Genomic DNA, 13,755 nt, shown 5'->3' with positions numbered 1-13,755 from the left:
AACCCGAAAAGGGAACAAGATGATCAAAACGATCTTGTGTGAGGTGGCTAATGCTGCCATCAAGACCAAGAGCCAGTTCAAGGGCAAGTACCAGAGCCTGGTCATTCGCAGGGGGCATAAGCGAAGCCTGGTTGCCATAGCTCACAAGCTTATTCGTGTAATTTATACCTTACTAAAGCTACGCCAGCCTTATATTGACCCTGACACTGATTACGAGGGTTTGATGGTCAGGAAGAATGCGTCACGCTGGTTGAACAAACTGGTCGATTACGGCTACCTGGCTCAGGCTCAGAAATAAGCCTGAGTTTTTATTAATACGATAGTTCCTTGTTCTGTACAGGGCGGTTCCTTGCACCTTGAGTTCAGGGATTTTCACGGCAAAGAAAAGATTTCTTTTTTCTTCCTTTGTGTCTTTGTGCCTTTGTGGTGAAAGTCTTTTAACTAACTATGGCAAGGCTTTCACGCTTAAGTCAGTGCCATTGTGGCATAGATCGGCATTTTTTATGCCTGAACCACCATTTTTCCTATGACATGCCGATTAAACTGTTTGTTACGCCAACATATCGATAAAAACAACTCTTGAGAGATGGCACATGGGGACTTTGATTCCATCAGATAACAGACCAACACCTTCCACAACACCAGCACCAAGCTCTGAACAGCCTGCCAAGAAGTCCCGATTCAATTTCAGCTTTCTACGATTTGGCCGAAAAATTGCCCGATCTGATAATAACCAGACCAGCAGTTTAACGACTCAAAAAAACAATAATCTATCAAGTCCTGAAGCCAAAAACATTCAGCAGAAAAAGATTAAGATCCTCAAAGCCGATAAAAAAATTAAATCATTGGATAAGCTGGGTGAGAAGGTTAAACAGCTTCACGAAAGTAACGCTCTTATCGGTGAGCAACAGGCATCATTAGCTCAGCAAAGAGCCCAATTGTTAAGCAAGGAGAAAATTCCCCATTATGATGCGCTAGTGGCCGGTGCAGGTCCAACAGGATTGATGGCAGCGGTGGAGCTGGCAAGGAAAGGTCACAAGGTTTGTCTGTGTGAAGGCCGCAATGAAGAGGAGTGGGATATCCGCTCAAGCGTTATGGCTTTAGGGCCAGAAGCAACTTATGCAATTAATCAGATGTTGGACGCTCTGGAAAGCGCTCACGGCCCGGGATACGTTTTTTCTCACAGAAAGAAATCGGATGTAGCGCATCCAAAAAGCCTGGCAAGCATTCGGGAACAAGTAAGGCGCAACAGCTATACCAACTTACAGACCGACGTTATCCAGCGTATCTATATGGAGTACGCGAAAACAAAATATCCGGATTTGATAGATATCAAGCATCAAGCCAGAGCCGGTTCTTTTGACCCATGGATTCAAACCATGGATTTACCACCATCGGGGCGTATTGCTTTCGATTCAATTATTCATGCCGATGGCGTGCATGGAACATCGCGCCAATCGTTACAAGAATTGGGAGCCAGCCTGGAAAAAATAACGGTCAATACCCCTTTTAGCGGCAGATGCCAATGCGCCTATATCCATCATCCAAGCTGGGCAGCGATCAAAACCGGTGCCCTCCTCAACTCCGAGGAAAAAATACCTGCTGACCTGCTGCCTGAATTCAAGAAGCTGGGATGGAGCAGCAACTATTACCCTCAGTGCTACATTTTCTTATCCCATGCCAACTCTGAGAAATTGTGGATTTCCGGGCAGTGCCCGACAAACCTCAAACCCGAACAACAGCTTGAGTGGAATGCACTGATTTGTGCAGCGACAGTGACTCCGACGAAGCGGGCTTGCTTGCTGGCACCAACCTACGTCGATACCGACAGCCATACCGCACGAGGGTCAAAAAAGGAGAACTTGAGCCATGCCATTTTCACTGTAGAGAAACAAAAGCTGGCACAACCTTCCGTGGCACTCCCTTTTGGCAAGAGTGAAGCTATTGGTGACGCAAAAGAGACACCCAATTTTTTCTTTGCCGAAGGTTTGAAAAACGCGGATAAGGATGTGAAAGATTTGGCAATTCCATTCACACCCAGAACAGCCAGCTCATTTTCGCTGAACATACCCTCTTTAATTAAACAAATCATATCTCGTATTTTCTGAGCAATTGGATAGTTATGGTTGAGTTCTCAGGTAAAACCGTGTTAAGCGTTTAAGGGTTTCAGCCGTTACTGATTACCATGAAAATAAGCAGGTTCGCATAGCTGGTTAGCTACTTAAGTGCTGAGTTGCCCGGCGGAAATGTGACCAGAATATTCGAGTCGGGAAGTGGCTTTAAGGTACTGGAAATAAGGCTCTGTACCGGATCATACAGGAAAATAACCCACTCCTTTACGGGAACGAGGTTGATGGTTTTCCTTGACCGATTATTGACTTCGCCTTATATATTGAAGCAGTTTCTATCCCGGCTTTTCTTGTTCTGGCGAGTAGACTCTATTTCAGCAGGTCTGATTATTGAGTATGATGGGCGATTTATCTGCTCACAGATCTGACCAGCCAGAACATTGGAACAGATGACAGGACGTGTAAGGCAGCATGGGTAAATCGCTAGTTATTGTGGAGTCGCCTGCCAAGGCGAAAACGATCAACAAATATTTGGGCAAAGACTTTGTTGTCAAATCCAGTGTGGGTCACATTCGGGATTTGCCAACAGCGGGTGGGCCGAAGAAAGCCGTGGATGCCAAGGCCAGGGCCAGGGCAGCTGCCGAGACTAAAAAGCTCTCTCCTGAGGAGCGTGAGCGCCGCAAGAAAATCAAGGCCCGTGAGCAGTTGATCGACCGTATGGGGATCAACCCCGATAATGGCTGGGAAGCGCAATACCAGATTTTGCCGGGCAAGGAAAAAGTCGTTGACGAACTTGCCCGTCTGGCAGAAAACGCTGACACCATTTATCTGGCAACGGATTTGGACCGCGAGGGAGAAGCCATTGCCTGGCATTTGCAGCAGGCCATCGGTGGCAGCCCGGAGCGCTATCGCCGGGTTGTCTTTAACGAAATTACCAAGAAAGCCATCCAGTCTGCGTTTGAATCCCCGGGGCAGTTAAATCAGGATCGGGTTGACGCTCAACAGGCCCGCCGGTTTCTGGATCGGGTGGTGGGTTATATGGTTTCCCCGCTGCTTTGGGCAAAAATTGCCCGTGGGCTCTCTGCCGGGCGGGTTCAATCCGTGGCTGTCAAGCTGGTGGTGGAGCGCGAGCGGGAAATTCGCAGTTTTATTCCTGAAGAGTACTGGGAAGTTTATGCCGATCTCCTGGCTGCCGGGAGTGATGCCGTCCGTTTTCAGGTGGTTAAAGAGAACGGGGTAAATTTCAGGCCGACAGGCAAGGCGGAAACGGATAAAGCCCTGGCTCAGTTACAGCAGGGTCAATACGCCCTGACCAGTCGTGAAGATAAGCCAACCCAGAGTAAGCCTTCGGCACCTTTTATCACATCAACACTGCAGCAGTCGGCCAGCACGCGCCTGGGTTTCAGTGTCAAGAAAACCATGATGTTGGCGCAGCGCCTGTATGAGGCGGGTTACATCACCTACATGCGAACCGACTCCACCAATCTGAGCCAGGATGCGGTGGCCAGTGCCCGGTCCTTTATTGCCAAACAGTATGGTGATCAATACTGTCCGGAGCAGCCAAATCTGTACAGCAGCAAGCAAGGTGCCCAGGAAGCTCACGAAGCGATTCGACCATCCAGTGTTACGTTAAAGCCTGATGATCTGTCTGGAATGGAGCGGGATGCAGAGCGTCTGTACGATTTGATCTGGCGTCAGTTCGTTGCCTGTCAGATGACGCCTGCCGAGTATCTCAGTACGTCTCTGATCGTCGACGTTAACGGCTATCAGCTCAAAGCCAGGGGACGCACATTGAAGTTTGATGGCTATACCCGGGTGCAAAAGCCTCTGGCCAGAAAAGGCGAAGATGTGATTCTGCCGGATCTGCAAAAAGGGGTAGCCCTGACCCTGGAAAAACTGGACCCCAAGCAGCTATTCACCCGCCCACCGGCCCGTTTCAGCGAAGCGGCACTGGTCAAGGAGTTGGAGAAACAGGGTATTGGTCGGCCGTCGACCTATGCGTCGATTATTTCCACCATTCAGGACCGTGGTTACGTTTCAGTGAAGAATCGCCGCTTTTATGCGGAAAAAATGGGCGATATTGTCACTGATCGTCTGAATGAGTCGTTTAATGAGCTCATGGACTTTCACTTCACGGCAAGAATGGAAGAGAAACTCGATGATATTGCTGAAGGTGAAAAAAACTGGAAGCAGGTTCTTGATGATTTTTATACCGACTTTACCCTTCAGTTAACCCAGGCTGAACAGGGTGAAGGAGGAATGCGCGCAAATGAACCCTCCCTGACCGATATAGAGTGTCCTACCTGCCATCGACCCATGATGATTCGTACTGCATCGACCGGGGTGTTTCTGGGTTGTTCCGGTTATGCACTGCCACCGAAGGAACGCTGTAAAACGACGATTAACCTGGTTCCCGGTGAAGAGGTGGAAGACGCCGATGATGAATACGCCGAGGTTAACGCCCTGCGTGCCATGCGTCGTTGCCCCAAGTGCTCTACCGCGATGGAAAGCTATCTGATTGATGAGCAGAGAAAGTTACACGTTTGTGGCAATAACCCTGATTGTTCCGGCTTTGAGGTGGAGAAGGGAAGTTACAAATTAAAAGGTTATGATGGCCCCGTACTTGACTGTGATAAGTGCGGCAGTGAAATGCAGTTGAAAACCGGGCGCTTCGGCAAGTATTTTGGCTGTACCAACAGTGACTGCAAGAACACCAGAAAGTTGCTGAAAAGTGGTGAGCCTGCTCCACCCAAAATGGAGCCGGTGCCCATGCCTGAGTTAAAGTGCGTCAAGGTTGATGACCATTATGTGCTCAGGGATGGCGCGTCCGGTTTGTTCCTTGCGGCCAGCCAATTTCCCAAGAACAGAGAGACCCGTGCTCCGCTGGTGGCGGAGCTATTGCCCCATCAGGCCATGATCGACCCTAAATACGGTTATCTGATGGATGCTCCCCGTCAGGACCCGGATGGCAATCCGGCAATTATTCGTTACAGCCGCAAGACCAGGCAGCAGTACGTAATGTCCGAGCTTGATGGTAAGGCAACGGGTTGGAGTGCGGTATTTGAAGATGGTCGCTGGCATGAAAAGCAGTCTAAAAAGCGGCAATCCGGTTAGATTTATCTCAAACTCCCGGGTTCGTGAGACAGGGCTATTAGGCCCTGTTGTATTATGGCAGTTAGTAACTTTTAGGAACTGTCCCGAGATAACTTCCACATTTCGGATATTATCCAGTAAAGAAAAAACTTGCCACAGAGACACGGAGTCACGGGGAAAAGAAAAAAATCTTTTCCTCTGTGACTCTGTGACTCTGTGACTCTGTGACTCTGTGCCTCCGTGGCAAAATGAGGAAGTTTTTAAGCGACAATTCCTTAGCTCGACAAAACACGAGTTGTTCCCGAAAGATTGATGGAGTTGGTTATGACAAACAATTGGCAGGGATATACCAATAAAATGCTCTTTCACGCCCGTTTGTTGCTGGATGCCTGGGAAGATGCAGATGATCTTGCCAAGCCGGCATTTCGTGAGGCCTGTCTGAATGCAATGGTTCAGGCTTACCGCTCGTTACTGGCGGAAATTATGACGAATTACCGTTTGCCGGTAAATCAGCTACCCTCTCTTGATGAGGCAATGAACAGTGTTCATCACAAGGGAGAGGTGTCTACTGAGTTGCAGTACATTGAACGTCTTGAGCAACATGATTCCTGGTTGTCGGCGTTATTAAAAAGTCATCAGGACTGTGCCATGCCTATACAGCGTAAAAGTGTTGAGCGGAATGAAATTCCTTTGTTTAATGCCAATAGTGTGCGGTTTGATCAGTCAGAAGGCTTTCTTTCTGTGCTTGAGTCCTTGAAGGAGCTGGTTACCTACAGTCGGAACTTCAGCCTGGAGTGGTAGGTTTCTGGTGTTTTCAGGTTTGTTCATTGCCAGCCATATTCAGCTCTTTAGGGCTGATATCTTGAAAGCCTCTGCTGGCTAATGCACAATGCTTCACTGCTAACCCTAAAATCCCGGTGTCACTATTTATGTCAGCGTCGTTTCTTGAAATTGTTGAACTGCCTTCCGGCGAAATCGTTTTGCGTCGCAGTGATGAGGAGAACGCTGAGCCTCTGGTTACCATGTCATTCTCCCGGGAGTTGCTGGACTTTCTCCAGGGAGATCAGGTGGAGGTAGCCAAGGCTATGCTGGATGCCTGCATAGAAGAAGTCGGGCGTAAAACAGAAGCTGACGCTGGAGAATACATCCCTGAAAACCGGGTTCTTCACTGACTGTCATACAACCCATCCAGTTATCCTCTGTTCCTGATAACCCCCACACTCAGTCCTTCGATAGCAAAGGTATCAACGCTGAGGTCTACTTCGATTGTCTGGAATTCTTTGTTTTCCGGGTGCAGGTAAATTCTGTTTTTAACCTGTTCAAAACGTTTGACCGTTACTTCGTCGTCAATTCTGGCAACGACAATCTGGCCATTGGCTGCGGTTGATGTTTTATGGACAGCCAGAAGATCCCCGTCAAGAATACCGATATCCTTCATGCTCATTCCTTTTACCCGAAGCATGAAGTCTGCTTTGGGGGAAAAGAAATCAGGGTTGATGGACAGGTGGTCTTCAATATGTTCCTGGGCAAGAATGGGGCTTCCTGCAGCAACCTGTCCTACAATAGGCAGGCCGGAAGATTCGGTGCCAGGGATTCGGATACCTCTTGAGGTTCCGGGGGTGATCTCGAGAGCTCCCTTGCGGGCAAGGGCTCTGAGATGTTCTTCTGCAGCATTGGGCGATCGGAACCCGAAGGTCTGTGCGATTTCTGCACGAGTGGGGGGGAAACCGGTCTCTTCTATATGAGATTTGATCAGTTCAAGGATCTCAGTCTGGCGCTTGGTCAATTTATACATGATTAAATCTGTGTTTTTATACAGTACATGTAATTATATACAGTATTTTGCTGACTGCAACCACCCCGGTCTTATTAATCTAACTTGATGTTTCAGTTGGCAAACGTTAGTTTTAAACAAATGTTTACATTGGAGGTTTTACAGACATGTCACAGTCAGCGACAGTAGACAGGATTCTGGACGCTGCCGAGAAGTTATTTGCTGAGCATGGGTTCGCAGAGACCTCGCTGCGTTCAATTACCAGTCAGGCGGGTGTTAACCTGGCCGCTGTTAATTACCACTTCGGCTCCAAAAAATCCCTGATCCAGGCAGTCTTTTCCCGTTTTCTCGATCCTTTTGTCAGCAATCTTTCCGGGGCTCTTGTGCGATATCAGGATAATAATGAGGTTCTTGATCTGGAAGAAATACTTCATTTACTGGTGGATCAGATCATGGCGGTTAAACCCCGCAGCCCTGAAGATCTCTCTGTTTGTATGAGGATGATTGGCCTGGCCTACACACAGGGCCAGGGGCATTTGAAGAAATATTTGCGCGATGTCTACGGGGAAGTATTCCAGGCTTATCTGGAGTTGCTGGTAAAAGCGTGTCCTGAGTTACCATTGAATGACCTGTTCTGGCGCGTCTATTTTATTCTGGGTTCCGCTGTGTTTACCCTTTCAGGAGCGGATGCGCTGAGGGCTATTGCGGAAAGCGATTATGGGGTCAGGACTGAACTGGAAGATATCATGAGAAAGATGGTGCCTTTCATGGCGGCAGGTCTCAGATCGCACACCTGACGGATCATTTAACCATACAGAGCTTGATTTACCGATGCATCTTACTGTTCATATTGCCAGTCAGGCGATGGTGCTGCACGAGAAGGACGGCAAGCGCCGTGTTTATTCTGTATCTACTGCCAGCAAGGGAGTCGGGCAGCAGGAAGGGAGCTGGCAAACACCTCTTGGGCAGCATGTTATCCGGGCGAAAATTGGTGCCGGTCTGCCGACTAATTCAGTATTTGTCGGACGTCGCTTTACCGGTGAGATTTATTCCCCCGGGCTTTGTCAGCAGTACCCTGAAAGAAAGGACTGGATATTAACCAGAATTTTATGGCTCAGTGGCCTGGAGCCCGGATATAACCGGCTGGGTAATGTTGATACCATGCGTCGCTACATCTATATCCACGGTTCGCCGGATACGGCAGTGATGGGAGAACCCGGCTCGCGGGGATGTATCCGAATGCATGGGGAAGATATTATCGATCTGTTTGACCGTGTAGATACCGGTACCAGGATCGATATACTGCTTTGCTGATACCACTTTTTTTTAGAGGATAAAGTCGTGCCAACAGGCCAGAACCGTGGTGTTCTTTTGATTGATCTCGAGGGAGTGCAGCTGACCGCCGAAGAGCACCAGCTGCTTGCCCTGCCCGGTGTTGCGGGTATTGTCCTTTTTTCCAGGAACTATCAGAGTCTGGAACAGTTAATTGCCCTGGTTCGTTCTGTCCGGAATGTTCGTCGGGATCTGTTAATCTGTGTGGATCAGGAAGGTGGGCGTGTGCAACGCTTCAAGGACGGATTTACCCGTCTACCCCCGGCGCAGGCTTATGGGGCATTCGACCCGGATCAGCAGTATCAGATGGCTTATCAGTCAGGCTGGCTGATGGCCTCTGAGTTGCTGGCCTGTGGGATAGATCTTTGCCTGGGGCCTGTGTTGGATATTGATCATGGTAAAACGCCGATCGTGGGAGATCGGGCTTTTGGGCGTTCGATCGAGCAGGTGAATCACCTGGCCTCATTGTGGATTGATGGGGTTCATGAAGCGGGAATGTCTGTGGTTATCAAGCACTTTCCGGGCCATGGGAATGTGGATGCTGATTCCCATGTGAGCCTTCCCCTGGATGATCGGACTTTTGCTGAGATCTGCCAGTCGGACCTGGAGCCTTTCCGGCTAATGATTCAAAAGGGGGTTGAGGCATTAATGCCGGCCCATATCCTGTTTCCCGCTATTGACCGGCATCCGGTGGGTTATTCTTCAGAATGGCTGCAAGGGGTGTTACGCAACCAGCTGTCATTTGAGGGTCTGGTTATCAGCGATTGCCTGTCGATGGAGGGAGCGGCGAAAACCGGCAGTTATCCTGCCAGGGCCAGGGCAGCCCTGGATGCTGGTTGTGATCTCCTGATTATCTGTAATCGTCAGGGGGTTCGGGAGGTACTGGCTGAGATAGACGGCTCGGGTTTACAGGGTGTTGGTCCGGATGGTTTGATGCCCGACTCATACACTGATTGGGCGTCTCTTGAACAGTCAGAGCGCTACAGAAAAGCGCGTAGAATGCTGACAGAGGCTTTTGGAACAGGCTGATTTTAATGGTGCCATGGCCATCACCGTCCGGTAATTCAGGGTAAGTAGTTAACCAAATGAAATCATATATTTCTGACTAAGTTGTCAGTCACTCTGCGGCGTTGCAACTCCGGTCACATAGCTACGGCTATGCTCCCTACGTTGCGCCTTGCATAGCAACTGCCCACTTAGCCAGAAATATACGATTCCATTTGGCCAACTACTTAACTTTCTTTCTAAGCGGTTGTAGGAATGCTTGAAAGAGGATAGTAAACAAACTGGCTACAATTTATAAAAATAACCAACTTAAATCCCTGAATGATCCCGATTATGAATCCCGAATTTATCTCGTTCTATTCTCATTTGATGATTGCCTTTTTGCTGGCGGCTGCCTCATTTTATGGCATAAAGTGGTTGGCTCATGGTGAGCAAAAGGGGCCGAAACGGGTATTCTGGTGCCTGGCTATCAACATACTGCACCGACCCTTGCTGACGCTGCCCTGGGTGTTGTTCATTCTCTATTCGGCGCATTACTGGCCCGGGCTTGAGCGGTCGGATGTCAATGAAACCCTGCAACTGATTCAAAAACTCATTCTGACCATCTATCCGGCCTGGTTTATCTGGGAAATCAGCCTGAATATGCCAGAGGTGCTGGATTCCATGGGTGAGCGGTGGCGCGAGCGCTTATCGCCTTCAGTGATTGCCCGTTCAGTGCAGTTGATTATCGTTGTTTCCACGCTGTTGAGCCTTGCCCAGGCCTTCGGGTATAGCCTGTCAACCCTTCTGGCCTTTGGTGGTATTGGCGGTATTATTCTGGGTCTTGCTGCCAGGGACTGGCTGGCCAATTTTTTCGGTGGATTAATGCTGATGCTGGATCGCCCTTTTACCGAGGGTGACTGGATTCGCTCTCCGGACCGATCCATTGAAGGGCATATCGAAAAGGTTGGCTGGCGTCTGACAAAAATACGAACCTTTGATAGACGGCCTATTTATGTTCCAAACTCAATCTTTACCGGCATCGTGGTGGAGAATGCCACCCGAATGAAAAACCGCCGGATGATTGAAAATTTTGCTCTTCGTTACGAGGATATTGGCAAAATACCCCGCATTCTCAGTCGCATAGATGATCTTGTTCTACAGGTTCCCGAGGTTGACAGTCGTGAGCCTCATTATGCCGTTTTCATTCGTTATGATGATTCTGCCCTTTTATGTCAGGTTCGGGTGCATATCACAAGAACGGATCGTGTTGGTTTTTTAAAGGCTCAGCAATCTATTTTGCTGCTGATTGCAGCGGTTGTTAACGAGGAAGGGGCGTTATTCGCTTATCCGACTCGAAGGATTCTTTCCGATGGGTCGATAACACAGTAGTTATATTCAATACGATGAAAATTGATAACAAAGCGCATGGATATACTGATTGTTGAAGATGCCCGTGACCAGAGAATGATTCTGTCTGTGGTTCTGAAAAAGCAGGGGCATCGTGTTTTTGAGGCATCAGACGGCTATGAAGCACTGAATGTTCTGGAAAGCCATCCTGATATCCGGATTGTCATCAGTGACTGGATGATGCCCAATATGGATGGTATCGAGCTGTGTGAGGCGATCCGTAACAGTGATTTTGGGTACTATATCTATTTCATGCTGCTAACGGGTAACTCGGATCGTGAGGCCGTGGTGGAAGGGATTAACCGTGGTGCTGATGATTTTATCAATAAGCCAGTGGATTTTGCTGAGCTTGGTGCGCGCCTTAATGCCGGCATTCGAATTATCGAATTAAAAGCGGCGCTTGAACATAAAATACATACCATAGAAAAAGACCTGGAGTCGGCGGCAGAAACACAGGCCCGTCTGCTATCTGAGCCAGCGAAAATTCAGAGTGTGGATTTTAACTGGTATTTCCAACCAAGCCGCATTCTTGGTGGCGATATGTTTGGTTATCAGGCGCTTGATGGAGAGACACTGGGCTTCTATCAACTGGATGTAGCCGGACATGGTATTCCTTCAGCACTGTTTTCTTTTTCATTGAACAATACCCTTCGTGAGGACGGGAGTGGATCGCTGGTTAAGGCGTCATTCAGCGAGCCACCTTTCTATCGGATAAAAGAACCCAATGAAGTGCTGGTGAGTCTGAATGAGCAGTTTCAGGCAAAACCTGAGTCGATGCTCTACTTCACCATTGCCTATGGGGTAATCAACAGCCGCACAGGTTCTGTTACGTTGTCGCAGGCTGGCCATCCATCATCACTGTGGCTGAAAAGCGGTTCAAAATCTGTCGAAAAAATTGCCTGTGGTGGCGTACCGATAGGTATGATGCCAGACATGACCTATAAAAATGTTACTATTGCGCTGCAACCTGGTGACCGACTTTTTCTTTACTCCGACGGGGTGACGGAGTGTGAAAACGATATCGGTGAAATGTTTGGTGAAGACCGGCTGGTAGCTTCTCTGGAAGATGCTTTTGATCACACCCTTGAAGCCATGATCAGTCGGGTTGAGCAGGACATTACTAACTGGACCGGAGCTGATGTTTTTGAGGATGATGTAACTTATCTGGTACTTGAGTGGCAGCCGTAATCAGGCTTGCCTAATTAATTACGCAACGTTTATGACGCAAGGAGAGCGACATGCCATTTGATTCTAAAAATGATGCCGGGCATACCATCGTATCAATCGACGAAACCCGGCTTGATGCATCTTTATCGGAGCCTCTGAGGATTTATCTGTTTGACCAGATCGATAATGGCTCCGATAACCTGGTGATTGATTTATCCCAGGTGCGTTTTATGGACAGCAGTGGGTTGGGGGCATTGGTGGCAGGTCTGAAAAAAATGGGAGGAGCCGGTTCCATGAAGCTGGCCAGTGCCCAGCCTGCCGTTATGGATCTTTTCAGTCTTACCTCTATGGACAAGCTGTTTACCATTCTCCCTACAGTGACCGAGGCCATTAAGGAGAAGTAATCATGACCGACGAAAAGGGGCAGGCTGTCAGGCTTGAGATTGACAGTGAGCTGGCGAATACCACCTTGGTTGCCATGGCTGTCCGGGGCCTTTGTGCCATGACAACACTATCCCCGGTTGAGGTGAATCGTGTGGAGCTGTGTGTGGTTGAGATTGTGAATAATGCCATCGAGCACGCCTATGGTAATGAAAAGGGGCATAAGGTTGAGGTTGGGGTCAGTCTTTTGCAGGCTTGCTTAATGCTGACCATCAGTGATTGGGGTAAGCCAATGGAGCAGGGTAAGCTGGGGAACAGGGACATGTCAGTGGATCCTGACAACCCTGCGGCGTGGCTATGCAGCGGTAGAGGGTTGCCGATCGTCCAGAGTTTGATGGATAGCGTTGAGTATCAGACTGTTGGGGATAAAAACAGTTTTATCATGAGTAAGCAGATCAGGAGTTAGTACACGGTTTCAATACAGTTGATGGGTTCATTGACCTCCAAACTCCGTTCGTCCTGAGCGGTGTCGAAGGACATAAAATCCATACCCTGAATAAAGACTGTGCCAGTCACCCTTCGACTTCGCTCAGGGTGAACGGAGATTGCCCACATGAAACTTATTGAAATGATGAACTGTTCTGTTCACTTATTTCTAGCAACGTCAGCTGCTTTTTTCTGAAATGATCATCCCCGTTTCCACCAACGCCTCAGGGCGATCATAGGGCGTAAGTTTGAACAGGACGCCAATCTCCGGACTGTCTATGTATTGAATTTCCTTCACATTCCGAACTCTTCTTCGCTGCTTTATCTGAAAATTATCGGTTATGCGCAAAGGCGGAGAGCCATCATCCAGCCTCACCAGATTGTCAGATCCTATATCAGAAGCAGCCAGAACGTCGGATGTCTTTTGTTCGTAATTGTTTCCGGACAGGGCGGAGTACAGTGATTCCGGACTTAATCTATTCAGCCACAGATCAATATCAACATGCAGAAAGCGCTCTTCACTGACGCTGACCGTGCCATTCAGCAACAGGTTGTCCTGCCCGCTGATAGCAGCCCGGATTTCAATCGGTCGTTTACCTGATCTGGCGCTGACAGGCATTCGCCAGGCTTTATGGGTAATCACCTGATAGTTGCGATTTCTTTCAAGTGCAGTTACCTGGCTGTTCAGAATCCTTTCATTGGCTGGCAGGTCGATGTAGGCATCACGCATAACATCAGGATGGCTTTGCTTTACAGGCTCAATAATGTCAAACAGAGGACTGCTATCATCAGGGTCGGCAGAGTGAGTTTGCAGTTTGATTACATTGCCGGGTGCCCGGTAACCGGCAACGGGAGGCCAGGCTTCGCCACTGTCATTGTTGAGGTAACGAAAAACCACAAGATCCACCTGATACCATGGGGTGTCAGGTGCTCCATCACTCGCTTTCGGTGCAGCAGAAAGCGGTACATTAACCAGTAGTGCTATCGACAGTGCGATAAGCTGAAGTTTTTTCATACAGAATTTCCTTGGATCACCCAATCCGGAATCAGGGGTTGTGG

At 48.8% G+C, this 13,755-nt stretch carries 13 protein-coding genes and 1 pseudogene; 12 read left to right on the top strand and 2 right to left on the bottom strand.

The genetic code is table 11. The features are described 5' to 3' along the window. The 5 genes and pseudogenes from CX664_RS15025 to CX664_RS15005 all read left to right on the top strand — a co-directional run. Window positions 1–298: pseudogene (locus tag CX664_RS15025) on the top strand (IS110 family transposase); the annotation flags it as partial. Window positions 299–593: 295 nt separating this feature from the next. Beyond that, window positions 594–2,108, top strand: a complete 1,515-nt coding sequence (locus CX664_RS15020) for an FAD-dependent oxidoreductase (RefSeq protein ID WP_101747530.1) — start codon at window positions 594–596, stop codon at window positions 2,106–2,108. A 432-nt stretch (window positions 2,109–2,540) separates the two neighbouring features. Continuing rightward, window positions 2,541–5,183: a type I DNA topoisomerase gene (gene topA, locus CX664_RS15015; protein WP_101747529.1), complete on the top strand. Its 2,643-nt coding sequence runs from the start codon at window positions 2,541–2,543 to the stop codon at window positions 5,181–5,183. A gap of 303 nt (window positions 5,184–5,486) precedes the next feature. After that, a complete protein-coding gene (locus CX664_RS15010) occupies window positions 5,487–5,963 on the top strand; it encodes a DUF6586 family protein (protein WP_146000036.1) in 477 nt (158 codons plus the stop codon). Between the two features lie 128 nt (window positions 5,964–6,091). Continuing rightward, a complete protein-coding gene (locus CX664_RS15005) occupies window positions 6,092–6,334 on the top strand; it encodes a hypothetical protein (protein ID WP_101747527.1) in 243 nt (80 codons plus the stop codon). Between the two features lie 20 nt (window positions 6,335–6,354). On the opposite strand, the gene lexA is transcribed toward CX664_RS15005, so the two are convergent. Then, entirely contained in the window at window positions 6,355–6,957 is a 603-nt protein-coding gene (lexA, locus tag CX664_RS15000; RefSeq protein ID WP_101747526.1) for a transcriptional repressor LexA, read from the bottom strand. 146 nt (window positions 6,958–7,103) lie between these two features. Between lexA and CX664_RS14995 the strand changes: the two genes are divergently transcribed. From CX664_RS14995 to CX664_RS14965, 7 genes are all read left to right on the top strand, one after another. Continuing rightward, window positions 7,104–7,733, top strand: a complete 630-nt coding sequence (locus CX664_RS14995; protein ID WP_101747525.1) for a TetR/AcrR family transcriptional regulator — start codon at window positions 7,104–7,106, stop codon at window positions 7,731–7,733. A 34-nt stretch (window positions 7,734–7,767) separates the two neighbouring features. After that, the gene (locus tag CX664_RS14990; protein WP_101747524.1) at window positions 7,768–8,250 is read left to right on the top strand and encodes a L,D-transpeptidase; all 483 of its coding nucleotides are present in this window, start codon (window positions 7,768–7,770) and stop codon (window positions 8,248–8,250) included. 27 nt (window positions 8,251–8,277) lie between these two features. Next, a complete protein-coding gene (gene nagZ / locus CX664_RS14985) occupies window positions 8,278–9,297 on the top strand; it encodes a beta-N-acetylhexosaminidase (RefSeq protein WP_101747523.1) in 1,020 nt (339 codons plus the stop codon). A gap of 309 nt (window positions 9,298–9,606) precedes the next feature. Then, window positions 9,607–10,644 carry a mechanosensitive ion channel family protein gene (locus CX664_RS14980; RefSeq protein WP_180966510.1) on the top strand — a complete coding sequence of 346 codons (1,038 nt, stop codon included), beginning with the start codon at window positions 9,607–9,609 and terminating at the stop codon, window positions 10,642–10,644. 36 nt (window positions 10,645–10,680) lie between these two features. Beyond that, window positions 10,681–11,850: a PP2C family protein-serine/threonine phosphatase gene (locus CX664_RS14975; protein ID WP_101747521.1), complete on the top strand. Its 1,170-nt coding sequence runs from the start codon at window positions 10,681–10,683 to the stop codon at window positions 11,848–11,850. 50 nt (window positions 11,851–11,900) lie between these two features. Beyond that, complete coding sequence (locus CX664_RS14970; RefSeq protein WP_101747520.1) at window positions 11,901–12,233, top strand: STAS domain-containing protein; 333 nt, start codon at window positions 11,901–11,903, stop codon at window positions 12,231–12,233. A 2-nt stretch (window positions 12,234–12,235) separates the two neighbouring features. Continuing rightward, on the top strand, window positions 12,236–12,676 hold the full coding sequence (locus CX664_RS14965; RefSeq protein WP_101747519.1) for an ATP-binding protein: 441 nt from the start codon (window positions 12,236–12,238) through the stop codon (window positions 12,674–12,676). A gap of 198 nt (window positions 12,677–12,874) precedes the next feature. Here the strand turns inward: CX664_RS14965 and CX664_RS14960 are convergent, their stop codons facing one another. Continuing rightward, complete coding sequence (locus CX664_RS14960; protein WP_180966509.1) at window positions 12,875–13,711, bottom strand: CsiV family protein; 837 nt, start codon at window positions 13,709–13,711, stop codon at window positions 12,875–12,877. Between the last annotated feature and the right edge of the window lie 44 nt (window positions 13,712–13,755).

Origin of the sequence: Endozoicomonas acroporae (assembly GCF_002864045.1) — a bacterium.
Taxonomy (GTDB): Bacteria; Pseudomonadota; Gammaproteobacteria; order Pseudomonadales; family Endozoicomonadaceae; genus Endozoicomonas; species Endozoicomonas acroporae.
The sequence above is the reverse complement of the archived record's forward strand: the minus strand, read 5'-3'. Positions and strand labels throughout refer to the sequence as shown.